Annotated in this window: 25 protein-coding genes; 15 read left to right on the forward strand and 10 right to left on the reverse strand. The window is 70.2% G+C overall.

Annotated features, from left to right (window positions below):
- The first annotated feature begins 54 nt into the window (after window positions 1-54).
- From atpE to DEJ49_RS25255, 8 genes are all read left to right on the forward strand, one after another.
- Complete coding sequence (gene atpE, locus DEJ49_RS25220; protein WP_016643250.1) at window positions 55-300, forward strand: ATP synthase F0 subunit C; 246 nt, start codon at window positions 55-57, stop codon at window positions 298-300.
- A gap of 41 nt (window positions 301-341) precedes the next feature.
- Complete coding sequence (locus DEJ49_RS25225; RefSeq protein ID WP_150186235.1) at window positions 342-896, forward strand: F0F1 ATP synthase subunit B; 555 nt, start codon at window positions 342-344, stop codon at window positions 894-896.
- On the forward strand, window positions 893-1,717 hold the full coding sequence (locus DEJ49_RS25230) for a F0F1 ATP synthase subunit delta (RefSeq protein WP_150186236.1): 825 nt from the start codon (window positions 893-895) through the stop codon (window positions 1,715-1,717). The genes DEJ49_RS25225 and DEJ49_RS25230 overlap by 4 nt, the downstream gene beginning before the upstream one ends.
- 112 nt (window positions 1,718-1,829) lie before the next feature.
- On the forward strand, window positions 1,830-3,419 hold the full coding sequence (atpA, locus tag DEJ49_RS25235) for a F0F1 ATP synthase subunit alpha (protein ID WP_150186237.1): 1,590 nt from the start codon (window positions 1,830-1,832) through the stop codon (window positions 3,417-3,419).
- Window positions 3,420-3,440: 21 nt separating this feature from the next.
- Window positions 3,441-4,361, forward strand: a complete 921-nt coding sequence (locus tag DEJ49_RS25240) for a F0F1 ATP synthase subunit gamma (RefSeq protein ID WP_150186238.1) — start codon at window positions 3,441-3,443, stop codon at window positions 4,359-4,361.
- Window positions 4,361-5,803 carry a F0F1 ATP synthase subunit beta gene (gene atpD, locus DEJ49_RS25245; protein ID WP_150186239.1) on the forward strand — a complete coding sequence of 481 codons (1,443 nt, stop codon included), beginning with the start codon at window positions 4,361-4,363 and terminating at the stop codon, window positions 5,801-5,803. Before DEJ49_RS25240 ends, atpD begins: the two co-directional genes overlap by 1 nt.
- A gap of 132 nt (window positions 5,804-5,935) precedes the next feature.
- A complete protein-coding gene (locus tag DEJ49_RS25250) occupies window positions 5,936-6,310 on the forward strand; it encodes a F0F1 ATP synthase subunit epsilon (RefSeq protein ID WP_150186240.1) in 375 nt (124 codons plus the stop codon).
- A 144-nt stretch (window positions 6,311-6,454) separates the two neighbouring features.
- Entirely contained in the window at window positions 6,455-6,904 is a 450-nt protein-coding gene (locus DEJ49_RS25255) for a DUF2550 domain-containing protein (RefSeq protein WP_150186241.1), read from the forward strand.
- Window positions 6,905-6,987: 83 nt separating this feature from the next.
- Here the strand turns inward: DEJ49_RS25255 and DEJ49_RS25260 are convergent, their stop codons facing one another.
- The 3 genes from DEJ49_RS25260 to DEJ49_RS25270 all read right to left on the reverse strand — a co-directional run bounded on the left by DEJ49_RS25260 (window position 6,988) and on the right by DEJ49_RS25270 (window position 10,874).
- The gene (locus DEJ49_RS25260; RefSeq protein ID WP_223832988.1) at window positions 6,988-8,802 is read right to left on the reverse strand and encodes a glycoside hydrolase family 18 chitinase; all 1,815 of its coding nucleotides are present in this window, start codon (window positions 8,800-8,802) and stop codon (window positions 6,988-6,990) included.
- Between the two features lie 234 nt (window positions 8,803-9,036).
- Window positions 9,037-9,687: a response regulator gene (locus tag DEJ49_RS25265; RefSeq protein WP_150186243.1), complete on the reverse strand. Its 651-nt coding sequence runs from the start codon at window positions 9,685-9,687 to the stop codon at window positions 9,037-9,039.
- Window positions 9,684-10,874, reverse strand: coding sequence for a sensor histidine kinase (locus DEJ49_RS25270; RefSeq protein WP_150186244.1), 1,191 nt, complete (start codon window positions 10,872-10,874; stop codon window positions 9,684-9,686). Before DEJ49_RS25270 ends, DEJ49_RS25265 begins: the two co-directional genes overlap by 4 nt.
- A 166-nt stretch (window positions 10,875-11,040) precedes the next feature.
- On the opposite strand from DEJ49_RS25270, the gene DEJ49_RS25275 reads away from it, so the two are divergent.
- A complete protein-coding gene (locus DEJ49_RS25275) occupies window positions 11,041-11,574 on the forward strand; it encodes a hypothetical protein (protein WP_150186245.1) in 534 nt (177 codons plus the stop codon).
- 16 nt (window positions 11,575-11,590) lie between these two features.
- On the opposite strand, the gene DEJ49_RS25280 is transcribed toward DEJ49_RS25275, so the two are convergent.
- The 3 genes from DEJ49_RS25280 to DEJ49_RS25290 are packed head-to-tail and all read right to left on the reverse strand — an operon-like array spanning window position 11,591 to window position 13,760.
- Window positions 11,591-12,163: a cob(I)yrinic acid a,c-diamide adenosyltransferase gene (locus DEJ49_RS25280; protein WP_150186246.1), complete on the reverse strand. Its 573-nt coding sequence runs from the start codon at window positions 12,161-12,163 to the stop codon at window positions 11,591-11,593.
- A gap of 34 nt (window positions 12,164-12,197) precedes the next feature.
- Window positions 12,198-12,953, reverse strand: a complete 756-nt coding sequence (locus DEJ49_RS25285; RefSeq protein ID WP_150186247.1) for an ABC transporter permease — start codon at window positions 12,951-12,953, stop codon at window positions 12,198-12,200.
- Window positions 12,954-12,977: 24 nt separating this feature from the next.
- Window positions 12,978-13,760: an ABC transporter ATP-binding protein gene (locus tag DEJ49_RS25290; protein ID WP_150186248.1), complete on the reverse strand. Its 783-nt coding sequence runs from the start codon at window positions 13,758-13,760 to the stop codon at window positions 12,978-12,980.
- Between the two features lie 108 nt (window positions 13,761-13,868).
- Here DEJ49_RS25290 and DEJ49_RS25295 point away from each other — a divergent pair, with 108 nt between their 5' ends.
- The 4 genes from DEJ49_RS25295 (at window position 13,869) to DEJ49_RS25310 (ending at window position 18,724) form a co-directional block, all read left to right on the forward strand.
- Window positions 13,869-14,510 carry a TetR/AcrR family transcriptional regulator gene (locus tag DEJ49_RS25295; protein ID WP_150186249.1) on the forward strand — a complete coding sequence of 214 codons (642 nt, stop codon included), beginning with the start codon at window positions 13,869-13,871 and terminating at the stop codon, window positions 14,508-14,510.
- A gap of 147 nt (window positions 14,511-14,657) precedes the next feature.
- Window positions 14,658-15,506, forward strand: a complete 849-nt coding sequence (locus tag DEJ49_RS25300) for a 3-hydroxyacyl-CoA dehydrogenase family protein (protein WP_150186250.1) — start codon at window positions 14,658-14,660, stop codon at window positions 15,504-15,506.
- A gap of 196 nt (window positions 15,507-15,702) precedes the next feature.
- Complete coding sequence (locus tag DEJ49_RS25305; RefSeq protein WP_150172293.1) at window positions 15,703-16,026, forward strand: STAS domain-containing protein; 324 nt, start codon at window positions 15,703-15,705, stop codon at window positions 16,024-16,026.
- 205 nt (window positions 16,027-16,231) lie between these two features.
- Window positions 16,232-18,724 (forward strand): ATP-binding protein, encoded by a 2,493-nt coding sequence (locus tag DEJ49_RS25310; protein ID WP_190329444.1) that lies wholly within the window; start codon window positions 16,232-16,234, stop codon window positions 18,722-18,724.
- A gap of 9 nt (window positions 18,725-18,733) precedes the next feature.
- Here the strand turns inward: DEJ49_RS25310 and nucS are convergent, their stop codons facing one another.
- On the reverse strand, window positions 18,734-19,405 hold the full coding sequence (nucS, locus tag DEJ49_RS25315; protein ID WP_150172295.1) for an endonuclease NucS: 672 nt from the start codon (window positions 19,403-19,405) through the stop codon (window positions 18,734-18,736).
- Window positions 19,406-19,659: 254 nt separating this feature from the next.
- Here nucS and DEJ49_RS25320 point away from each other — a divergent pair, with 254 nt between their 5' ends.
- Entirely contained in the window at window positions 19,660-20,052 is a 393-nt protein-coding gene (locus DEJ49_RS25320; protein ID WP_150172297.1) for an SCO5389 family protein, read from the forward strand.
- A gap of 73 nt (window positions 20,053-20,125) precedes the next feature.
- Here DEJ49_RS25320 and DEJ49_RS25325 read toward each other — a convergent pair whose 3' ends face one another.
- Window positions 20,126-21,160 (reverse strand): LLM class flavin-dependent oxidoreductase, encoded by a 1,035-nt coding sequence (locus tag DEJ49_RS25325; RefSeq protein WP_150186252.1) that lies wholly within the window; start codon window positions 21,158-21,160, stop codon window positions 20,126-20,128.
- Window positions 21,161-21,369: 209 nt separating this feature from the next.
- Here DEJ49_RS25325 and DEJ49_RS25330 point away from each other — a divergent pair, with 209 nt between their 5' ends.
- Window positions 21,370-21,708 carry an ATP/GTP-binding protein gene (locus DEJ49_RS25330; RefSeq protein WP_150186253.1) on the forward strand — a complete coding sequence of 113 codons (339 nt, stop codon included), beginning with the start codon at window positions 21,370-21,372 and terminating at the stop codon, window positions 21,706-21,708.
- A gap of 27 nt (window positions 21,709-21,735) precedes the next feature.
- Here the strand turns inward: DEJ49_RS25330 and DEJ49_RS25335 are convergent, their stop codons facing one another.
- Together DEJ49_RS25335 and DEJ49_RS25340 are read right to left on the reverse strand one after the other, a co-directional pair.
- Window positions 21,736-22,605, reverse strand: coding sequence for an ABC transporter permease (locus tag DEJ49_RS25335; protein WP_409238910.1), 870 nt, complete (start codon window positions 22,603-22,605; stop codon window positions 21,736-21,738).
- 83 nt (window positions 22,606-22,688) lie between these two features.
- The gene (locus DEJ49_RS25340; RefSeq protein ID WP_150186254.1) at window positions 22,689-23,903 is read right to left on the reverse strand and encodes an ABC transporter ATP-binding protein; all 1,215 of its coding nucleotides are present in this window, start codon (window positions 23,901-23,903) and stop codon (window positions 22,689-22,691) included.
- Window positions 23,904-23,952: the final 49 nt, after the last annotated feature.

Raw genomic sequence — 23,952 nt, forward strand, 5'->3', positions numbered from 1 at the left:
TAAGCGCCCGGTGGCCAACCCCCACCGGTCCATGAAAGAGAAGGAAGTAACGGCATGTCCGCGACTCTCGAGCTCGCCGCCCTCCAGGGTGACATCAAGGCCCTCGGCTCCATCGGCTACGGCCTCGCGGCCATCGGCCCCGGCATCGGTGTCGGCATTGTCTTCGGCAAGGGCACCGAGGCTCTCGCCCGTCAGCCCGAAGCTGCCGGCCTGATCCGTGCCAACCAGATCCTCGGTTTCGCCTTCTGTGAGGCGCTCGCCCTCATCGGCATCGTCATGCCGTTCGTCTACGGCTCCTGATCGCCCGAGACGATTAGTCCCGTTCGACGAAAGGCAATGATGTGATCGCCAACCTGGTACAGCTGGCGGCCGAGCACGCGGAGGAGCAGAACCCGCTCGTTCCGCCCGGTCCTGAGCTGCTCGTCGGCGCCATCGCCTTCGCCATCGTCTTCTTCTTCTTCTGGAAGAAGCTCCTCCCGAACATCAACAAGGTTCTGGAAGAGCGCCGGGAGGCGATCGAAGGCGGTATCGAGAAGGCCGAGGCCGCTCAGACCGAGGCCCAGAGCGTTCTTGAGCAGTACAAGGCTCAGCTCGCCGAGGCCCGGCACGAGGCCGCGCGTCTGCGCCAGGAGGCGCAGGAGCAGGGCGCCACGCTCATCGCCGAGATGCGGGCCGAGGGCCAGCGTCAGCGCGAGGAGATCGTCGCCGCCGGTCACGCGCAGATCGAGGCCGACCGCAAGGCCGCCGCGCAGTCGCTGCGCCAGGACGTGGGCCAGCTGGCCACCGACCTGGCCGGCAAGCTGGTCGGCGAGTCCCTCGAGGACCACGCCCGGCAGAGCCGCACGATCGACCGTTTCCTCGATGAGCTCGAGGAGAAGGCCGAGGCCGCTCGATGACAGCGCACGGAGCTAGCCGCGAGGCCCTGGCCGCCGCGCGCGAGCGCCTCGACGCGCTGACGGACAGCACCTCGGTCGACCCGAAGCAGCTCGCCGACGAGCTCGCCGCGGTCACCGCGCTGTTCAGCCGCGAGGTCTCGCTGCGTCGGGTCCTGACCGACCCGGCGCAGTCCGGCGAGGCCAAGGCCGAGCTCGCGGGACGCCTGCTCTCCGGACAGGTGGGCGGCGAGACCGCCGACCTGGTGGCCGGCATGGTGCGCTCACGCTGGTCGCAGTCGCGTGACCTGGTGGACGCCCTCGAGGAGCTCGCCGACCTCGCCGACCTGACCGGTGCGCAGAAGACCGGCGGCCTGGACAACGTCGAGGACGAGCTCTTCCGGTTCAGCCGGATCGTCTCGTCCAACACCGCGCTGCGTGCCGCGCTGACCGACCGCGCCGCGAGCGGCACGGCCAAGAGCGAGCTGCTGCGCAGCCTGCTCGGCGGCCGCGCCGAGGTCGTCACGGAGCGTCTCGTCGAGCGCCTCGTGACCGCGCCGCGTGGACGTAGCCTGGAAGAGGGCATCGAGTCCCTCTCCAAGCTGGCCGCCGACCGCCGCAACCGGATGGTCGCCGTCGTCACTTCCGCCGTTCCGCTCTCGGACCGGCAGAAGGAGCGTCTCGGCGCCGCCCTGGCCAAGGTGTACGGACGCCCGATGCACCTGAACCTCGACGTGGACCCCGCGGTCCTCGGCGGGATCACGGTCCAGGTGGGCGACGAGGTCATCAACGGCTCCATCGCGGACCGCATCGAGGAAGTCGGCCGCCGCGTGGCCGGCCAGTAAAGCAACAAAGCACGACCTACGGCCCTAGTTGGGCCGTGCAGAGGATTCCTGGGGGCTGACCCCAGACCCCCCAAGAAAACTTCGGGCCCAACAAGGAGAGCAGGGAACCCAGATGGCGGAGCTCACGATCCGGCCGGAGGAGATCCGGGACGCGCTGGAGAACTTTGTCCAGGCGTACAAGCCGGACGCGGCCTCGCGCGAGGAGGTCGGTACGGTCACCCTTGCCGGCGACGGCATCGCGAAGGTCGAGGGCCTGCCCTCGGCCATGGCCAACGAGCTGCTGAAGTTCGAGGACGGGACCCTCGGTCTCGCGCTGAACCTGGAAGAGCGCGAGATCGGTTCGATCGTCCTCGGTGAGTTCAGCGGTATCGAGGAAGGCCAGTCGGTCACCCGTACCGGCGAGGTGCTGTCGGTCGCCGTGGGCGAGGGCTACCTCGGCCGCGTCGTCGACCCGCTCGGCAACCCGATCGACGGCCTCGGCGAGATCGAGACCAGCGGACGTCGTGCCCTTGAGCTGCAGGCCCCCACGGTCATGCAGCGCAAGTCGGTGCACGAGCCGATGGAGACCGGCTACAAGGCCGTCGACGCGATGACCCCGATCGGCCGTGGCCAGCGTCAGCTGATCATCGGTGACCGCCAGACGGGCAAGACCGCCCTGGCCGTCGACACGATCATCAACCAGCGCGACAACTGGCGCACGGGCGACGTGAACAAGCAGGTGCGCTGCATCTACGTCGCCATCGGTCAGAAGGGCTCCACCATCGCCTCCGTGCGCGGTGCCCTCGAAGAGGCCGGCGCGCTGGAGTACACGACCATCGTCGCCGCCCCGGCGTCCGACCCGGCGGGCTTCAAGTACCTGGCGCCCTACACCGGCTCGGCCATCGGCCAGCAGTGGATGTACGAGGGCAAGCACGTCCTCATCATCTTCGACGACCTCTCGAAGCAGGCCGACGCCTACCGCGCCGTGTCCCTGCTGCTCCGCCGCCCGCCGGGGCGCGAGGCCTACCCGGGTGACGTCTTCTACGTCCACTCGCGTCTGCTCGAGCGCTGCGCGAAGCTCTCGGACGAGCTGGGCAAGGGCTCGATGACCGGTCTGCCGATCGTCGAGACCAAGGCGAACGACGTGTCGGCGTTCATCCCGACCAACGTCATCTCCATCACCGACGGCCAGTGCTTCCTGGAGTCGGACCTCTTCAACGCCGGTCAGCGCCCCGCGCTGAACGTCGGTATCTCCGTCTCCCGTGTCGGTGGTTCCGCCCAGCACAAGGCGATGAAGCAGGTCTCCGGCCGTCTCCGCGTGGACCTCGCCCAGTTCCGTGAGCTGGAGGCGTTCGCCGCCTTCGGTTCCGACCTGGACGCCGCGTCGAAGGCCCAGCTCGAGCGCGGCCAGCGCATGGTCGAGCTGCTCAAGCAGCCGCAGTACGAGCCGATGGCGACCGAGAACCAGGTCGTGTCCGTGTGGGCCGGTACCACCGGTCGCATGGACGACGTGCCGGTCGTCGACATCCGCCGCTTCGAGAGCGAGCTCCTCTCGTACCTGCACCAGAGCGAGAAGGGCCTCATGACCTCCATCAAGGAGGGCGGCAAGATGTCGGACGACACCCTGCAGGCCGTCGGCGACGCCATCGAGAAGTTCAAGAAGCAGTTCAAGACTTCGGACGGCAAGCTTCTCGGCGACGACGCCCCCGCCGCTGCCAAGTGACGTAAGGAAGGGACCTGACTCATGGGAGCCCAGCTCCGGGTCTACAAGCGTCGCATCCGATCCGTCACCGCGACCAAGAAGATCACCAAGGCGATGGAGATGATCGCCGCCTCGCGTGTCGTCAAGGCGCAGCGCAAGGTGGCGGCGTCCACGCCGTACGCGACCGAGCTCACCCGGGCGGTCACGGCGGTCGGCACTGGTTCGAACACGAAGCACCCGCTGACCACCGAGCCGGAGACGGCGACCCGTTCCGCGGTGCTGCTCCTCACGAGCGACCGCGGACTGGCCGGCGCCTTCAACTCCAACGCCATCAAGGCCGCGGAGCAGCTCACCGCGCGCCTCGAGAGCGAGGGCAAGGAGGTCGACATGTACATCGTCGGCCGCCGTGGTCTGGCCCACTACAACTTCCGCGAGCGCAAGGTCGTGGAGTCGTGGTCGGGCTTCACCGATGAGCCCACGTACGCGGACGCCAAGAAGGTCGCGGTGCCGCTGATCGAGGCCATCGAGAAGGAGACGGCGGAGGGCGGCGTGGACGAGCTCCACATCGTCTACACCGAGTTCGTCTCGATGATGACGCAGACGGCCATCGACGGCCGCCTGCTGCCGCTCAGCCTCGAAGCAGTGGCGGAGGAGTCGAAGTCCGGCAAGGACGAGATTCTCCCGCTGTACGACTTCGAGCCGTCGGCGGAGGACGTCCTCGACGCCCTGCTGCCGCGCTACGTCGAGAGCCGTATCTACAACGCGATGCTCCAGTCGGCTGCCTCCAAGCACGCCGCCACGCGCCGCGCGATGAAGTCGGCGACCGACAACGCCGGGGATCTGATCAACAGCCTCTCCCGGCTTGCCAACGCGGCCCGCCAGGCCGAAATCACCCAGGAAATCAGCGAGATCGTCGGCGGCACAGCAGCCCTGGCCGACGCGACCGCGGGGAGTGACAAGTAATGACGACCACTGTTGAGACGGCCGTTGCCACGGGCCGCGTCGCCCGGGTCATCGGCCCGGTCGTCGACGTGGAGTTCCCCGTCGACGCGATGCCGGAGATCTACAACGCCCTGCACGTCCAGGTCGACGACCCGTCGACCGCGGGCGCGAAGAAGACGCTGACCCTCGAGGTCGCCCAGCACCTGGGTGACGGCGTGGTCCGCGCGATCTCGATGCAGCCCACCGACGGCCTGGTCCGCCAGGCCCCGGTCACCAACACCGGCAAGGGCATCTCGGTGCCGGTCGGCGACGTGACCAAGGGCCGCGTGTTCAACACCCTCGGCGAGGTCCTGAACGACGACCCGTCCACGGTCGCCGACGCCGAGCGCTGGACGATCCACCGCAAGGCCCCGGCCTTCGACCAGCTCGAGTCCAAGACCGAGATGTTCGAGACCGGCCTGAAGGTCGTCGACCTCCTCACCCCGTACGTCAAGGGTGGAAAGATCGGTCTGTTCGGTGGTGCCGGTGTCGGCAAGACCGTTCTGATCCAGGAAATGATCGTCCGTGTGGCCAAGCTGCACGACGGTGTCTCCGTCTTCGCCGGTGTCGGCGAGCGCACCCGTGAGGGCAACGACCTCATGGTCGAGATGGAGGAAGCCGGCGTTCTGGACAAGACCGCGCTGGTCTTCGGCCAGATGGACGAGCCGCCGGGCACGCGTCTGCGCGTCGCCCTGGCCGGTCTGACCATGGCGGAGTACTTCCGCGATGTGCAGAAGCAGGACGTGCTGTTCTTCATCGACAACATCTTCCGCTTCACGCAGGCCGGTTCCGAGGTCTCGACGCTGCTCGGCCGCATGCCCTCCGCGGTGGGTTACCAGCCGAACCTGGCCGACGAGATGGGTCTCCTCCAGGAGCGCATCACGTCGACCCGTGGTCACTCGATCACCTCGATGCAGGCGATCTACGTCCCCGCGGACGACCTGACCGACCCGGCCCCGGCCACCACGTTCGCCCACCTCGACGCGACGACGGTGCTCTCCCGTCCGATCTCCGAGAAGGGCATCTACCCGGCCGTGGACCCGCTGGACTCCACGTCCCGCATCCTGGACCCGCGCTACATCGCGCAGGACCACTACGACTGCGCCATGCGCGTCAAGGGGATCCTGCAGAAGTACAAGGACCTCCAGGACATCATCGCGATCCTCGGTATCGACGAGCTCAGCGAGGAAGACAAGCTCGTCGTCGCCCGTGCCCGTCGCGTGGAGCGCTTCCTGTCGCAGAACACCCACGCCGCCAAGCAGTTCACCGGCGTGGACGGCTCGGACGTGTCCCTCGAGGAGTCGATCGCGGCGTTCAACGCGATCTGCGACGGTGAGTACGACCACTTCCCCGAGCAGGCCTTCTTCATGTGCGGTGGTCTCGAGGACCTCAAGAAGAACGCCAAGGAGCTCGGCGTCTCCTGAGCTCGGTAGCTCGATCCGGAGAGGGGCGGGGGCACCCCGCGCAGGGGCCGTGTCCCGCCCCTCTTCGTACGCCCACTAGAATTTGACCCAACACCCGGCTGAACCGCCGGGTGGTGACCCGAGGAGCCACCCTTGGCTGCTGAGCTGCATGTCGAGCTGGTCGCAGCGGACCGCAGTGTCTGGTCCGGTGAGGCCACCCTGGTCGTCGCGCGCACCACGTCCGGCGACATCGGCGTCATGCCCGGTCACCAGCCGCTGCTCGGTGTGCTGGAATCGGGCCCGGTGACCATTCGTACGAGTGACGGCGGCACGGTCGTGGCCGCTGTCCACGGAGGATTCATCTCCTTCGCGGACGACAAGCTGTCGCTGCTGGCCGAGATCGCGGAGCTGTCCGACGAGATCGACGTCCAGCGTGCGGAGCGGGCGCTGGAGCGCGCGAAGGGCGAGGCCGACGCCTCGGCCGAGCGTCGCGCCGACGTCCGACTGCGTGCGGTGGCGACGCGCTGACCCCAGCGCGCGGCGTAACGTGACTCAGCCGCGGCCAGGTCCGGGAACATTCCGGACCGGGTCGCGGCTGAGGCAATGCGGGTGCAATGTATTGGTCCGTTGTCGGCCCTTCGGCCGACGGTAGAGGCGAGGAGGTCGGTGCCGATGATCCTCACTCTGCTCGTGTGCGGACTTGCTTTGATCGTGCTGGTGTTGGTGGGGCTCTTCGTCTTCGGCCTCCGGCGCCGGCTCATCCAGCGCTCCGGCGGTACGTTCGACTGCAGTCTGCGGTGGAACGCCCCGGACAAGGGCGACACGTCCGGCAAGGGCTGGGGGTACGGGGTCGCCCGCTACAACGGTGACCGCGTCGAGTGGTTCCGCGTCTTCTCCTACGCTCCCCGGCCCCGCCGGGTCCTCGAGCGCTCCGCCATCGAGGTCGTGGACCGCCGCGCCCCGGACGGCGAGGAGGAGCTGGCCCTGCTCTCCGACGCGATCGTCCTCGGCTGCCTGCACCGCGGCACGCGCCTGGAACTGGCGATGAGCGAGGACGCCCTGACGGGTTTCCTGGCGTGGCTGGAGGCAGCACCGCCGGGCCAGAGAGTAAATGTGGCCTAGTACATCTCGTACGGCATGAAGAAGCCGGGAAGACAAGGGGCGTTCTTGTCTTCCCGGCTTCGTTCGTGGGACAGCCCCGAAGGCTACTTCAGGCCGTCATTGATAGCGCTGACCAACTCCCCGTTGGCCGTATCACCGCTGAACTCCCAGAAGAACGCACCGCCGAGCTTCTGGTCCTTCGCCCAGGCCATCTTGGACTTGACGGTCGCGGGCGTGTCGTAGGACCACCAGTTCGTGCCGCAGTGGGCATACGCCGTACCGGCGATCGTGCCGTTGGACGGGCAGGAGTTCTTGAGGATCTTGTAGTCCTCGATGCCCTGCTCGTACGCACCGGGAGCCGGCCCCGTCGCCGTGCCGCCCGGCTCCTTCTGTGTGACGCCGGTCCAGCCGCGGCCGTAGAAGCCGATGCCGAGCAGCAGCTTGGCCGACGGCACGCCCTTCGCCTTGAGCTTGGCGATCGCGTCCGCGGAGTTGAAGCCGTCCTGCGGTATGCCCGGGTAGGACGTGAGCGGGGAGTGCGGGGCCGTCGGGCCCTTCGCCGCCCATGCGCCGAAGAAGTCGTACGTCATCACGTTGTACCAGTCGGCGTACTGCGAGGCGCCGCCGTAGTCGGCCGCGTCGATCTTGCCGCCGTTGGAGCCGTCCGCGGTGATCGCGGCCGTGACGAGGTTCTTGGAACCGAACTCGTTGCGGAACGCCTGCATCATGTTCTTGAAGACGGCGGGACCGCTGGTGTCACAGGACAGACCGCAGGCGTTCGGGTACTCCCAGTCCAGGTCGATGCCGTCGAAGACGTCGGCCCAGCGCGGGTCCTCGACCAGGTCGTGACAGGACTTGGCGAAGGCCGCCGGGTTCTTCATGGCGTCGGTGAAGCCGCCGGACCAGGTCCAGCCGCCGAAGGACCAGAGGATCTTGATGTTCGGGTACTTGGCCTTGAGCTTGCGCAGCTGGTTGAAGTTGCCGCGCAGCGGCTGGTCCCACGTGTCGGCGACACCGTCCACCGACTGGTCGGCGGTGTACGCCTTGTCGATCGCCGCGTACGAGTCGCCCATGGTGCACTTGCCGCCCTGGACGTTGCCGAAGCTGTAGTTGATGTGCGTGATCTTGCCGGCCGAGCCGGAGGTCGCGATGTTCTTCGCGTGGTAGTTGCGCTGGTAGACGCCCCACTCGGTGAAGTAGCCGAGCTTGACCTTGTCGCCGGGCTCGGGGTCGGGGCCGCCGCCACCGGTCGTGCGGACCTTGACGGCGTCGCTGGCCGGTCCCGTCTGGTCGGCGGTGTCACGGGCCTGGACGCTGTACGAGTAGTCCGTGCCGGCGGTCAGGCCGCTGTCGGTGTACGAGGTGCCGGTGACCGTGGCGACCTTCGCGCCGTCGCGCAGGACGTCGTAGTTCTTGACGCCCTTGTCGTCGGTCGCGGCCTTCCAGTCCAGCTTCACGCCGGTGTCGGTGATGCCGGACGCGGTCGGGGTGCCGGGGGCGCTCGGCGGGTTGTCGCCGGGGACGCTGCCGCCGTCGCAGCTGCCGCCGTTCAGGGTGCACTTGGAGGGGGCGCCGGGTCCGGTGCCGTTGAACCCGAAGGAGACCGAGGCGCCGGGGGCGAGCGTCCCGTTCCATCCGAGGTTCTTGGCGGTCCAGCGGGTGCCGGAGTTGGTGACGGTGGCGTCCCAGGCCGAGGTCACCTTGGTGTCCGAGGGGAAGTCCCACTGGACGTTCCAGGAGCTGAGCGTGGTGGTGCCGGTGTTCTTGATCGTCCACTTGCCCTCGAAGCCGTTGCCCCAGTCCTGGGTCTTGGCGTACGTGGCGGTGGCCTCGGGGGCGGCGTCGGGCGCCGCGTCGGCGGGGCCGCCGAGGGCGACGAGGGTGGCGAGAGGGAGGAACAGCGTCGTCACTCCCGCCACGGCTTTGTGTCTGAATCTGACTCTCGGGCGTGTGCTGTTCGTCGTGAAGCGCACGAGTGCTCCTCGGGTGAGTTCCGGGGCCGTTAGGGGCTTGGACCCTGCGCCGCCCGTGAGCACGTGGACACGTGGGGGAGTGCTCACCGCAGTGCGGCGAGAATAGAAAGGTCTGGACCATCGGTCAAGAGGTCTGAACCATTGGCCGGATCGCGACGGTCCGGTGCCCCCCGTTCCGCTTCAGACGCCCAACTCCTGCGCCAGTACGGCGGCTTGCACCCGGCTGCGCAGTTCCAGCTTGCCCAGCATCCGGCTGACGTGCGTCTTCACCGTTGCCTCCGCCATCGCCAGACGGGCCGCGATCTCCGCGTTCGACAGACCCTCACCGATGCAGGAGAGCACCTCGCGCTCGCGCCGCGTCAGGCTGTCCAGGATCGCGGGGTCCGGCGCGTTCTCGTCGCGTACGACCCTCCCGGGAGCGGCGAACTCGGCGATCAGCCGACGGGTGACGGCGGGCGCGATGAGGCCCTCGCCACGCGCGACCGTGCGGACACCCTCGATGAGATCCTTCGCCTCCGTGTTCTTCAGGAGGAACCCGGACGCGCCCGCCCGCAGCGCCCCGAACACGTACTCGTCGAGGTCGAAGGTGGTCAGGACGAGCACGTCCGCGAGCTGCTCGGCGACGACCTGCCGCGTCGCCGACACCCCGTCAAGGCGCGGCATCTGTACGTCCATCAGGACCAGGTCGGGACGGAGCTCGCGGGCGAGCGCGACGGCCTCCTCGCCGTCCGCCGCCTCGCCGACGACCTCGATGTCGGGCGCGCTGCGCAGGATCAGGACGAGTCCCGCGCGCACGGCCGACTGGTCCTCGGCGACCAGTACCCGGATCATTCCTTGGCTCCTTCGTCGGCTGGGTCGACGGGCAGGGTCGCGAAGACGCTCCAGACCTTGCCGTCAGGGGTGCTCTCGGGGCCCGCTTCGAAGGTGCCGCCGAGCAGGTCGGTGCGCTCGCGCATGCCGACGAGGCCGGCACCGGAGCCGGGGGCGCGCGGCCCCGCGGGGTCCCCGTAGGGGGAGGTCACGCGGACGGTGAGGGCGCGCGGCTGCTGGGTGAGGGTCACGGTGACGAGGCCGGGGGAGGCGTGCTTCAGGGCGTTCGTCAGGGATTCCTGCACGATGCGGTAGGCGGCCAGCTCGACCGGAGCGGGCAGCTTCGCACCGTCCGCGGGGCGTGCGTCGTCGAGCGTGACGTCGAGTCCGTTGGTGCGGGCGCCCGCGACGAGGGCGGCGAGGCCGTCCAGGGTGGGTGCGGCCGCGGGTTCGAGGTCGCCGGTCTGGTCGCGCAGGATGCCGATGAGGCGGCGCATCTCGGCGAGGCCCTCGACGCTGTTCTCGCGGATGACGGCGAGGGCGTCCTGACTGGTCTTCGGGTCGTCGAGGGAGAGCGCGGCCGTCGAGTGGATGGCGATCGCCGAGAGGTGGTTGGCGACCATGTCGTGCAGCTCCCTGGCCATCCTGGCGCGCTCGGCGCCGACGGCCTGCACCCGGTCCATCTCGGCGAGCAGCGCGGTCTGCTCGGCCCGCAGCTTCGCCGCGGCGGTGGCTTCGCGGTGGTTGCGCACGAGAACTCCGGTGGCGGCGGGCGTAAAGGCCACGATGGCGGTCGCGACGCCGAGGAGGACGGCCTGCGGGTCCTGCCACCAGGCGAGGAAGGCCACGGTCATGGCCACCGTGATGACGCCCGACGTGATCGGGATGCGTCGCGCGGCGGCCGGGGTCCCGTACACGACGGCCGCGTACATGATGTCCGTGAACATCAGGATCGAGGCGAGGTTGCCCGCCGTGAACTGGTCGGCCACCAGCGCGAACGTGGCCATCACCAGGGCGAACTGAGGCTTGGTGCTGCGCAGCAGTTCGAGCCCCGCGAGGACGAAGAGGGGGACCAGCGCCCAGTGGTCGCCGAGCGGCCGGTCCGTCTGCGACTTCAGCCCGAGCGCCCACAGCGCCAGCCCGCAGAGCAGGCTGGCCGCGGCGATCTGTACGTCGACGCGTTGCGGGCGGGGCAGGGACGGGGCCATGCCCCCATCCAACACGGTGGACCGGGCATCCTGCCTGGTCCTGGGGGAGGAACCGGGCGCTACATCGAAGGATGCAGTCCCACTTCCTCACTGCCGACGATGATCCTCCGCGGACGGCGGGTGAGCCTTGAGGGGTGAACGGGGGAGCGAACGTGAGGAGAGCGCTGTGATCGTCGCGCTGATCATCATCTGCGAGGTCGGCTTCTGGGTCCTGCTGGCCGCCGGGCTCGCCACCCGCTATCTGCTGCGCATGCCGCGCCTCGGCATCGCGATCCTGCTGTGCGAACCGGTGCTCGAACTCGTGCTCCTCGTGGTGACCGCGCTCGACCTGAAGAACGGCGCCGACCCCAGCTGGAAGCACGGCCTCGCGGCGCTGTACATCGGCTACACCGTGGGCCACGGCCACCGCACCGTGAAATGGCTCGATGGCCACGCGGCACACCGCTTCAACGGCACGCCGGTGCCGCGCCCGCCGCGCTACGGCAAGGCCCGCGCCCTGCACGAGGCGAAGGTCTGGCTCGGCTCCGTCGTCGGCGCGGCCGTCGCGAGCGGGCTGCTGCTGCTCGCCATGTGGTACGTCGACGACCCCGACCGCACCACGTCGCTGCAGAGCTGGATGTACACGGCGTGGCGCACGGCGGGCATCCACGGTCTGATCGCGCTCAGCTACACGCTTTTCCCGAAGAAGGCCCCGGCCTGAGGGGCTGTGGGGAGCGCTACCGCTCGCCGCCCGGCACCCACAGCACGTCCCCGACCGCCTTGTTCGCCGTACGGGCGAGGATGAACAGGAGGTCGGAGAGGCGGTTGAGGTAGGTCGCGGTCAGCGGGTTCATCGTGTCGCCGTGGGTCTCGAAGGCCGCCCACGTCGACCGTTCGGCGCGCCGCACCACGGTGCACGCCTGGTGCAGGAGCGCCGCGCCCGGCGTACCCCCCGGCAGGATGAAGCTGCGGAGCTTCTCCAGCTCCTCGAGGAAGCGGTCGCAGTCCGCCTCCAGCTTGTCGATGTAGGACTGCTCGACGCGCAGCGGCGGGTACTTCGGGTCCTCCACGACCGGCGTGGAGAGGTCGGCGCCCACGTCGAAGAGGTCGTTCTGGACGCGTACGAGGACCTTCACCACGTCCGCGTCGAGCTGACCGAGCGCGATCGCCGTCCCGATGGCCGCGTTGGCCTCGTTGGCGTCGGCGTACGCCGAGATCCGCGGATCGGTCTTGGCGGTGCGGCTCATGTCCCCGAGGGCCGTCGTGCCCTGGTCGCCGGTCCTGGTGTAGATGCGCGTCAGATTGACCATGCGGCCAGCCTAGGACCTCCGGCACACGCCCTGGTCACGCTCCGGCCTTCCTGAAGACACGTGTGCCGACCGTCACGGAGAGCAGGACGAAGGCGAGGGCCATCAGGGCGCCGTACAGCATCGTCGTGGTCGCGTAGTCGCCGACGTAGCCCGCGCGGACCGCGTCGACGAGGTAGCGGAACGGCATGAAGTGGGAGAGGACGTCGAGCCAGGCCGGGGCGAGCGCCATCGGCAGCATCAGGCCGGAGAGCAGCATCGACGGCATGCTCACCGCGTTGACGGCGGGGCCGAACTCGTGCGGCTTGTCGACCTTCATGGCCAGCGCGTACGAGAGCGACGCGAGTCCGGCCGTCAGGAGCCCCACGAACGCGAACCCGATGAGGATGCCCGCGAGCGGCGCCCTGAGCCCCATCGCCAGCGAGGCGAGCACGAGCAGCACGGCCTGGAAGACGAAGAGCGCGGCGTCGCGGAGGATCCGCCCGAGGAGCAGCGCGAGACGGCTCACGGGTGTCACCCGCATCCTTTCCACCACGCCGAACTGCTTCTCGATGATGAGCGCGAACCCGCTGAACGTGGCGCCGAACAGGCCGAGTTGCAGCAGCAGTCCCGGTACGAGGACCTGCCAGGAGTCGCCGTCGGAGCCGAGCGGCAGGTCGGTGAGGAGCGGGCCGAAGAAGAGGAGGTAGAGCAGCGGGGTGAGGACGCCGAACAGGATCTGGAACGTGGAGCGCAGGGTCTGCCGGGCGTACCGCCCGAAGATCAGGGCGGTGTCGGCGAGCAGTGCAGGCATGGTGGGGGTCCCGGGTGGTGAGGGTCAGACGGCGACGGGGGTCGTGTTCGCGGGCGCGATGTCGCGCCCGGTGATGGCGAGGAAGGTGTCCTGGAGGGTGGCGTCGATCGAGCCGCCGTACTGGAGCTTCAGCGCGCTCGGCGTGCCTTCGGCGACGACGACGCCCTTGTCGACGACGACCAGGCGGTCGGAGAGGGCGTCGGCCTCGTCGAGGTAGTGCGTGGTGAGGAAGACGGTCGTGCCGTGCTCGTCGCGCAGCCCGCGCACCAGCTGCCACAGGTCGGCGCGGCTGCCCGGGTCGAGTCCGGTGGTCGGCTCGTCGAGGAAGAGGACCTCGGGGCGGTGGGTGAGCCCGAGGGCGATGTCGAGCCGCCTGCGCTGGCCGCCGGAGAGCGCGGCGCAGGGCCGCTCCATCAGCTCGGTCAGGCCGAGGTCGCGCGCCAGTTCCTCCGCGCGGGCCGCCGCCTGAGACTTCGTCAGGCGGTAGAGGCGGCCCTGGGTGACGAGTTCCTCGCGTACGGAGATGCTCAGGTCGACGCCGCCCGACTGGGCCACGTACCCGATCCTCTCGCGCACGCCGGCGGGGTCCTTCGCGAGGTCGCGGCCCGCGACGGTGGCGGCGCCGCCGGTGGGCGGGAGCAGCGTGGTCAGCATGCGCAGGGTCGTGGTCTTTCCCGCGCCGTTCGGCCCGAGGAAGCCGAGGATCTCGCCGGGCTCGACGCGCAGGTCGATGCCGCGCACGGCCTCGACGGGGCCGGCCTTGGTCTGGAAGGTCCGGGTGAGCCCGGAGGTGCTGATGATGGCCATGACGTCCACAAAAACAGAGGCACTGAAATTTTGCAACGCCTCCAAAAACCAAACAAGCCCTAACTTTCAGGGTGACGCCAAAATTTCAGGGTCCCTAGGATGGGAGGCATGAGTGAGGGCCTGCGGGAGCGCAAGAAGAGGCAGACGAAGCAGCGGATCTCGGACGTCGCGACCGGGCTCTTCCTGGAACACGGGTTCGTCGCCGTGACCATCGCCGAGATCGCGGACGCCGCGGACGTCTCGGTCAACACGGTCTACAACTACTTCCCGGCCAAGGAGGACCTGTTCCTCGACCGGGGCGACGACGTCGTCGACCGCCTCTCCCGTCACGTGCGCGGCCGGCGCGCCGGGGAGTCCGCCGCCGACGCGGTCCTGCGCGAGCTCCGCGCCGACGTGGAAGGCGTCTCGCCGGCCGTCGGGCTCTTCCCCGGCTGGGCCGACTTCATGAAGGTCATCACCGAGGCGCACGCCCTGCGCTCCCGGCTCTGGGCGATCCAGCAGGAGGCCCACGACCGGCTCACCCGCACCCTCGCCGAGGAGACCGGCGCCGACGGGGGCGACCCGCTTCCCGGCCTCGTCGCCGGTCAGCTCTCCTGGGTCCACAGCACCCTCATGGCGTGGATCGGCGACGAGATGTCCAAGGGGCGCGAGCCCGCCGAGGTCTCCCGCGAAGCCCTCGCGCTGCTCGACGAGATGGAGGACCTGCTGAGCGACAAGGTCCTCAACTACGCGCCGCGGGCCGCCGAATGACGCGTACCAGTGTGATGTCCGTCATTTGAGACGTGACGCGCATCTCCTTACCACCACAGGCGCGCCCACGGCCGCTAACGTGCGCCGGGAAGGCATACGTGAACAGCGTGCAAGCCAAGCGTGACAAGCGGTAGGGGAGTCGGAACAGTGGCACGGAAGCTCGCCGTCATCGGAGCCGGACTCATGGGGTCCGGCATCGCTCAGGTCTCCGCCCAGGCGGGCTGGGACGTCGTCCTGCGCGACGTCACCGATGAGGCCCTGACCCGCGGCACCGACGGGATCAAGGCGTCGTACGACAAGTTCGTGAGCAAGGGCAAGCTCGCGGCCAAGGACGCGGAGGCCGCGCTCGGACGCATCACGACCACCACCGACCTGGACGCCGTCGCCGACGCGGACATCGTCGTCGAGGCCGTCTTCGAGAAGCTCGAGGTCAAGCACGAGATCTTCCGTACGCTCGACAAGCTCGTGCGCGACGACGCCGTGCTCGCCTCCAACACCTCCGCCATCCCGATCACCAAGATCGCGGCCGTGACGGAGCGCCCGGAGCGCGTCGTCGGCGCCCACTTCTTCTCGCCCGTCCCGATGATGCAGCTCTGCGAGCTCGTACGCGGCTACAAGACCAGCGACGAAACGCTCGCCCGCACCCGTGAGTTCGCCGAGTCCGTCGGCAAGACCTGCATCGTCGTCAACCGCGACGTCGCCGGCTTCGTGACGACCCGTCTGATCTCCGCGCTCGTCGTCGAGGCCGCCAAGCTCCACGAGTCGGGCGTCGCCACCGCCGAGGACATCGACATCGCCTGCAAGCTCGGCTTCGGCCACGCCATGGGCCCGCTCGCGACCGCCGACCTCACCGGCGTCGACATCCTGCTGCACGCCACCCAGAACATCTACACGGAATCGCAGGACGAGAAGTTCGCGCCGCCGGAGTCGATGCGCCGGATGGTTGACGCCGGTGACATCGGGCGCAAGAGCGGGCAAGGGTTCTACAAGCACTGAACCAGCACTGACGTACGCCGTCTGACGCCCCGTCGGACGCTTCGGCGCCCGGCGGGTCACCCCTCGGAGTGAATTCGGTATCGGTTCGCTTACAGACGGCAACTTCCTCGCCCACGCGGCAGTCAGTTGCAGTGACATACGCAGACGCCTTACGTATCGGGCGTCACAGCAGACACAGCACTCTCGGGGAGCGCATATGCACATCAGGGGCGACCAGGCCCAGCTGGTCGTCGGGGGACGCCTCGACGTACGCAGCGCGGCGGACGCCCGCACGGTCCTGCACTCGGCCGTCGACGACGGCGTCGGCGATCTGGTGCTCGACCTCTCCGAACTCGACTCGTGGGACGCCACGGGCCTCGGCGTCATCATGGGCGCCCACCGCCGCGCGGGACGCTGCGGACGCCGACTCGTCCTCCGCCACGTACCGCCGCAGATGCAGCGCCTCCTCGTCGCGACCCGACTGCACCGGATCCTCGCCATCGAGGGCGGCATCGGAGTCGAATCCCTCCCCAGAGTCTGAAGGATCCGACCGCACAATCCTCACGAACCTGTGACGTCTCGGACGGGGCGGTACCCCGCCCTCCCGTAGATACTGAGCAAAGGTCTAGGGTTCGGTGGCCACCGATATACGGACCCGCACGGGGGCGCCGGACCAGAAGCGACAGCGCAGTGTGCACGAAGGCCGGAGGGGGCTCTGCACACCACGCATCTGGGGGGCTAGGACCATGGACCCGATGAACCGGGGACCCGAAGAGTACGGCCACGACGGCATCGACGACTTCGACGGCGGCATCGACGACGACGGCTCGGCGCGCCCCGGACGGCCGCCCCGCGACGCTCTGACACCGGACTTCGGGCAGCCCGCACCCGCTCTCGCCCGCACGGTCCGGCTGGTCTCGGGCGACTTCCTGCTCACCGTGAACCCCGTCGACGGCAGCGAGATCGAACCCTGCCCGCCCGGCGAACGGCCCCCGCGCCCCGGCAAGCGCTCCGCAGCCGACCGCGCCGAACTGCGCCGCGCCTCGATGCCGCCCGTGCCGCCGGGGCCCGCACTGCCCAGGCTGCCGCTCCTGGAGCGCCAGGAAGAGCGTGAGCGGCTCGTACGGCTCCTCGCACGCGGCCGCTCCGTCCGGCTGACCGGACCCGCCGGTTCGGGCCGCACAGCGCTCCTCAACGCCGTCGCCGACGACTGCGCGGACCTCGCCCCCGACGGCGTCGTCCGCCTCTCCGGCTACCGCAGGACACCCGGCGAACTGCTCCACGACCTCTTCGCCGCCGTCCACGAAGCGCCGCTGCACCGCCCCGAACGCGCCCAGCTCCTCGAACACGTCCACGAGATCGGCGCCGTCGTCGTCCTCGACGACCTCGAATTCGGCGGCGCCGCCCTCGACGAGCTGCTCGACGCGACACCCGAATGCGCCTTCCTCGTCGCCACCACACCCGACGTGGCCGCGCCCTCCGCCGACTCCCACCTCGAAGAGGTCTTCCTCGGCGGCCTCGGCCGCGGCGGCGGCCTCGAACTCCTGGAGCGCGCCGTCGGCCGCGTCCTCGACGACGAGGAGGCCAACTGGGCGGGCGACCTGTGGTTCGAGTCCGAGGGCCTGCCGCTGCGCTTCGTCCAGGCCGGCGCCCTGCTCCGCCAGCGCGACCAGCTCCGCGCCGACCCGCACGCCTTCGAGGAGCACGGCTACTACGTCGACACCCCCGTCATCCCCGTCGACGCGCCCTTCGACTCGGGTGCCGACGAGCACGACGTACCGCTGCCCTCCCTCGCCGACGGCGCCGCGCCCGCCGCCCTGCTCGCCTCGCGGCTCAGCCCGTCCGCCCGCGCCACACTGAAGTTCGCCGTCGCCCTCGGCGGCGAGCTCCCGCACCAGGCCCACCTGCCCGCCCTCGTGGGCGACACCCACGCCGACGCGGCCCTCGCCGAGCTCGTCGGCTGCGCCCTGGTCACCCCGGTCGGCGCGCACTACCGCCTGGCCGCCGGTGTCCGCACCCAGCTGGAGGCCGCCGGGTACGCGGAGGAGGCCGCCGAGTACGCGCTGGGCGCCGCCCAGCACTACGCCTGGTGGTCCGGGCACCCCTCCGTCACCCCGGAGCGGGTCGCCGCCGAGGCCGACGCCGTGCAGGCCGCCCTCGCCGCGCTGGTCGCCACCGAGAGCGGCGCGGCCGTGCTGCTCGCCCGCACCGCCGCGCCCGCCTTCGCGGGCGGACTCGACTGGGGCGCCTGGGAGCGTGCCCTGCGCTCCGGCCAGGAGGCGGCGCGGAACGCGGGCGAGGTCGCCGAAGAGGCGTACTTCCACCACGAGTTGGGCATCCTCGCGCTCTGCGGCGGACAGCTCGACCGGGCCCGCGCCGAACTGGAGGCGTCCATAGGCCTGCGCGGCGCGCTCGCCGACAAGCGCGGCATGATCTCCGGGCGCAGGGCCCTCGCGCTGGTCGCCGACCGGTCGGGCGGCGCGCTGCCCGGCGGGCGCACGGCCGCGGGCGAAGAGGTGCCCGACGCGCGCTACGAGGAATCGGCGTCGCCGCCCGGCGGCATCCCCGCCACGTTCACGCCGTCCGCCGCCGCGTTCGCCCTGCCCACGCCGCCCCCGGAGCCGGAGACGCTCGTCACCAGCAAGGCGACGCCGGTGTCCGGGGCGGGCCCCGCGCCGAGCCGCCGCTCCATCATCAGCGGCACCCGCCGCAACCTCGTCGCGGCGGGCGCGGGAGCCCTGCTGGTCGCCGTTCTCGGCACCGTCGTCACCCTCGGTGCCACGTCCGACAACAACGACCCGCCGAACGACAAGGTCACGACCGAGCAGTCGGCGAAGGAGGACCGCGACGAGGGCGGCCTCACCGCCGACGAGCCGCGCAAGGACTCCACGAGCCGCTCCGACACACCCGGCGAGGACGGCGTCGCCGGAACGTCCGACGATCCGGCGCCGAGCGCCAGCGACGAGCCGTCGGACACGCCGAGCAAGAGCGCCAAGCCGTCCGACACCCCGTCGAAGCCCTCGGACAAGCCGACCAAGCCGACCGACAAGCCGACGAAGCCCACGGACAAGCCCACGAAGCCGACCGACAAGCCGGACCCGCCGACCACGCCTCCGACGACCCCGCCGACCACCCCGCCCACGACCCCGCCGACGACGCCTCCCGACGAGGAGTCGCCGCCCACCTCGCCCGACAACTCGAACTCGGCGAGCGGCCCCGGGGCCGAGGACAGGATCTGACGCGGAGCGTCAGAACAGCCGGAGCTTGTCGTCCTCGATGCCGCGCAGCGCGTTGTAGTCGAGGACGGTGCAGCCGATGCCGCGGTCCGTGGCGAGGACGCGTGCCTGCGGCTTGATCTCCTGGGCGGCGAAGATGCCCCGGACGGGCGCCAGGTGCGGGTCGCGGTTCAACAGCTCGAGGTAGCGCGTGAGTTGCTCGACACCGTCGATCTCGCCGCGGCGCTTGATCTCGACGGCGACGGTCTGCCCGTCGGCGTCGCGGCAGAGGATGTCCACCGGGCCGATCGCCGTCATGTACTCGCGGCGGATGAGCGTATATCCCTCACCGAGCGTCTCGATCCGGTCGGCGAGCAGCTCCTGAAGGTGTGCTTCCACGCCGTCCTTGATGAGGCCGGGGTCCACACCCAGTTCGTGCGAGGAGTCGTGCAGGACTTCCTCCATCGTGATGATGAGCTTCTCGCCCGCCTTGTTCACGACGGTCCACACGCCGGCGTCGTCCCCGGTCCCCTCCTTCAAGGTGCAGGGCGGCGACATCCAGTTGAGCGGTTTGTAGGCCCTGTCGTCCGCGTGGATGGAGACGCTGCCGTCCGCCTTCACGAGGATCAGACGGGGCGCCGACGGGAGATGGGCGGTGAGCCGGCCCGCGTAGTCCACGGAGCATCGGGCAATGACGAGACGCATGGGGCGCAACGCTACTCGACTCGGGGCGGTGTACGCGATTCGCCCGTCCCGCTCCCGTCACCCCCGCGCTGAAGAGGCGACTTGTCCGTCGATGGACCTGTTCGATCCTGGCCGGTTATGCGCCCAATCTCCTGGTGCCCACACCGCCCGGTGCCTACCGTAGAAGCTAGAGGTCGTCATCCGTGCACGCTGCGTAGGCGGACTCCATCCCTGTCCGTAGGCCCCCGCTCCCCGGGGGTGCGAGAGGAGAACCCATGTCGCTCGACGTCTCACCGGCACTGTTGGAACAGGCCGAGCGAGGCGAGGTGGACGAAGCAGAATTCGTCGACTGCGTCCGGACCTCCCTGCCTTACGCATGGGAGATGATCAGCTCCCTGGTGGCCCAGCTGAAGGTCGACGGCGGCGAGTTCGCCGACAACCAGACCCCGCCGCCGGACGAGCAGGCGCGTGGCCAGCTGCTGCGCGCGCTCGCGAGTGACGCGATCCGCGGTGCTCTGCAAAGGCATTTCGGGGTGCGCCTGGCATTCCAGAACTGTCACCGCGTGGCAGTGTTCCCGCTTGACCCGGCGGTGGACGACCGGCTCGCCCGCTTCACCTCGATCCGGGGCCAGCTGCTCAACCAGTCGCCGGAACTCCGGGACTGCTGACGCCTGTTGCTGCCGCTCCGTACGCGGGAGGTGTGTCAGTCCGGAGCGGCAGCTCCCCAGGCGGAACAGGCGCTCAGCGGAGCTGGGGCAGCACCTCGGCGCCCAGCCTCCGTACGTTCTCCTCCGTGGCCGCGAGGTCGCCGGAGCCCTCCACCAGCAGCGCGAAGCGCGTGATGCCGGTGCGCTCGGCGGTGGCGGCGAGACGGTCGGCGCAGACCTGCGGGGTGCCCACGGGGTGCAGCTTGCACAGCAACTCCGTGTACGCCACCGGGTCACGCATGGCGCGGTGCCTGTCGTCCACGGTCACATGGGCGTCCAGCCCCTGCTTCAACCACCCCGGCATCGCCTTCTGTAACGCCTCCGCCGCGTCGAGGCGGCGGTCCGCGACCTGTGCGACACCGGCGGATACGTGGGGCGCCGCGGAAACCCTCTCCGGCGGGTGCCCCGCAGCACGTGCGTGGCGATTCCACAAGGCCACCATTTCGGCCTTCTCGTCGTCGCCCACGTGCATCCCGAGCAGCATCGGCAGACAGCGCTGCGCGGCGAGCCGCACGCTGGACGGCGAGGTGCACGCGACGACCACTTCGGGACCTTCGGCGCCCTGCCCGTTCAGCGCTTCCTGCGGGCGCGGCACCACGGCGACCTCACGGAACGCGAACCGCTCGCCGTTGCCCGCGACGCGCGGCTCCCGCAGCCACCGCAGCAGCAGGTCGAGGGATTCGGGGAACCCCTTCTCGTACGCCTCCAGGCCCGCGCCGAACACTTCCAGGTCCACCCAGGGACCGCCGCGTCCGACGCCGAGCGAGAACCGGCCGCCGGTCGTCACGTGCAGCAGCGCAGCCTGCTCGCCGAGCGCCACGGGGTGGGCGGTCGGGAGCACGCTCACAGCCGTGCCGACGTGGATCCGCCGCGTCCGCCCGAGGATCAGTGCCGCGAGGGTCACCGCCGACGGACAGGTGCCGTACGGCACGAAGTGGTGCTCGGCGAGCCAGACCGAGTCGAGCCCCGCCTCCTCGGCCACCTCGGCGGACCGCACCGCGCGGTGCAGTGCCTCCCCCTGCCCCTGTCCGGGGAACTGGGCGGCCAGAACAAAACTACCTACTCGCATCGAACTCCTGCCTCCTTGGCGCCGACGCAGGCACTCCCCCTACGGGCAACAACGCGTGACACGTGCCAAAGGCACGGCTTGGCAAGAAGATTGTTTGATTTTCCGTGCAGGGGACGGGATCCGGCCCTTCGGTCCGGGCCGGGTACCCCGCGGCGCGGCGCGTAGGCTGGTCGCACCCCTGACCGCCGTACAGCCCGTGAGGTGTTTCCGTGTCCCCGCGTCGCAACCGCCCCAAGGGCGCCGGAGAGCCGAGCCAAGCCACCGCTACGGGCGCGGAGCCCTCCGGTCGGTACGGCGGCTTCCAGAGCACCGAGAGCTGGCAGGGCGAGGAGTGGAGCGTGCGCCATGTCGCGGGCGCGAGCGCGGCGGGCAAGCGGTACCGCTGCCCCGGCTGCGACCAGGAGATCCCCTCGGGCCTCGCGCACGTGGTGGCCTGGCCCGAGCACTCCGGTGTCGACGAGCGCAGGCACTGGCACAAGGCGTGCTGGAACGCGAAGGACCGCCGCACCACGCGGGTGCAGCGGTCCCGTAACGCACCGAGGTACTAGGTCCTCGTACGTCTCGTGTCCGTACGGCTATACGTCGCGCTTCTCCAGGAGTGCGAACGCGCCGGCGACGGCGGCCAGGGTGATGACGACGAGCAGTGTCAGCTGCGAGCCGCCGCTGGCGCCCGTGTCGTCCGCGCCGAAGATCTTGGCGAGGGCCGTGATGGCGTTGTAGTCGTTCATCTTCTCGCCGAGCGGCTGCGTGCTCTCCCAGATCATCAGGAACCCGCCGAGGATGGCGGGCAGCAGCACCACGCCGAGCATCGCCGTGATGGCGCCCGCGGAGTGCCGCAGCATCGAGCCGACGGCGAGCGCGAGGACGCCGAGCAGCGAGACGTACAGGCCGCCCTTGAAGACCGTCCCCGCCCAGGGGACGTCGCCCGCCTCCGGGCCGCTGTTGGCGGCCGACGCCGCGAGGCCCACCAGGAGGATGGAGCCCGCGGACACCACGAAGGCGACCACGAAGAAGATGATGATCTTCGCGGTGAGGACGCGGTGGCGCTGCGGCGACGCGGTGAACGTCGTACGGATCATGCCCGTGCCGTACTCGGACGAGGTGACCAGCACGCCCAGCGTGATCAGGCAGATCTGGCCCAGCATCAGGCCGAAGAAGGCCGGGACCGTGAACGGCATGGTCGCGTAGTCGACCGGGTCGGTGTTGGCCACGGCGAGCAGGCCGATGCCGATGACCAGGAGCAGGAAGATGCCCAGGGTCCACATCGTGGAGCGGACCGACTTGATCTTCGTCCACTCCGAGGAGAGGGCGTTGCCGAGGTGGGTCTTCTTGACCGGGATCGGCGAGGTGTAGGCGTTCGCCATCGCCTGCTGCCAGGCGGAGGGCGGCGCGGGGGCGGCGGGCGCGGGGGCCGCGGGGGCGCCCTGCGGGGGAGCTCCCTGCATGGGGACGCCCGCCTGTGCGTACGCCTGCTGGGGCTGCGCCTGGGGCTGCGCCTGCGGCTGCTGCGGCGGAGTCGGAGGCGTGGTCATCGCTTGTCCTCGCTGTCGCGCTTGGTCATGTCGGGGGCGGGGGCGGGGGCGGGGGAAGGCGCGGCGGCGGGGGCCGCGGGCGCCGCTGCCGGGGCCTGCTGCGGGGGAGCGGCGGCGTACGGGTTCGGCGTGCCGGGCGCGCCCTGCGGCTGCGGCATCGCGAAGGGCTGACCGCCCGGCTGGGGCGGCGGCGGGGCGTACCAGCCGGGCTGGCCCTGGCCGGGCACCGGCGGCTGCTGGCCGGGCGGCAGGGCGCCGGGCGGCATCTCCTGCTGGAACCCGGCGCGCTGGTCGACGGTGGAGCGGTAGTCGACGGCGCCCTGCGTCATCCGCATGTACGCCTCTTCCAGCGAGGCCTGGTGCGGGGAGAGCTCCCACAGGCGGACGTCCGCGCCGTGCGCGAGGTCGCTGATGCGGGGGAGCGGCAGGCCCGTGACGCGGAGCGCGCCGTCCTGCTCGGGCAGCACCTGGCCGCCGGCCTCGGTCAGCGCTGCCGTCAGCTTCTCGCGGGCGGTGGCCTCGCCGTCCGGCGTCCGCACCCGCGCGAAGTCCGCGGAGTTGTGCGAGATGAAGTCCCGGACGCTCATGTCGGCGAGCAGCTGGCCGCGGCCGATCACGACGAGGTGCTCGGCGGTGAGGGCCATCTCGCTCATCAGGTGGGACGACACGAAGACCGTGCGCCCCTCGGCCGCGAGCGACTTCATCAGGTTGCGGACCCAGAGGATGCCCTCGGGGTCGAGGCCGTTGACCGGCTCGTCGAAGAGCAGCACCTGCGGGTCGCCGAGGAGCGCCGCCGCGATGCCGAGGCGCTGGCCCATGCCGAGCGAGAAGCCCTTGGAGCGCTTCTTCGCCACGTCCTGGAGGCCCACGACGCCGAGCACCTCGTCGACCCGGCGGGCCGGGATGCCGGAGAGCTGCGCGAGGCAGAGCAGGTGGTTGCGGGCGTGCCGGCCGCCGTGGACGGCCTTGGCGTCGAGGAGCGCACCGACCTGGCGCGGCGCGTTCGGCAGCTTCCGGTACGGATAGCCGCCGATCGTCACCTGCCCGCTGGTGGGCGCGTCGAGCCCCAGGATCATGCGCATCGTCGTCGACTTGCCGGAGCCGTTCGGCCCGAGGAAGCCGGTGACGGTTCCGGGCCGCACCTGGAAGGAAAGGTTGTACACGGCTGTCTTGGCGCCATAGCGCTTCGTCAGGCCGACTGCCTCGATCATTCTCCGCACCCATCGAATGGTTCAGGACGTCGGGGCACACGCCCCCGTA

The sequence above is a fragment of the Streptomyces venezuelae genome (assembly GCF_008642335.1).
GTDB classification, from domain to species: Bacteria; Actinomycetota; Actinomycetes; order Streptomycetales; family Streptomycetaceae; genus Streptomyces; species Streptomyces venezuelae_F.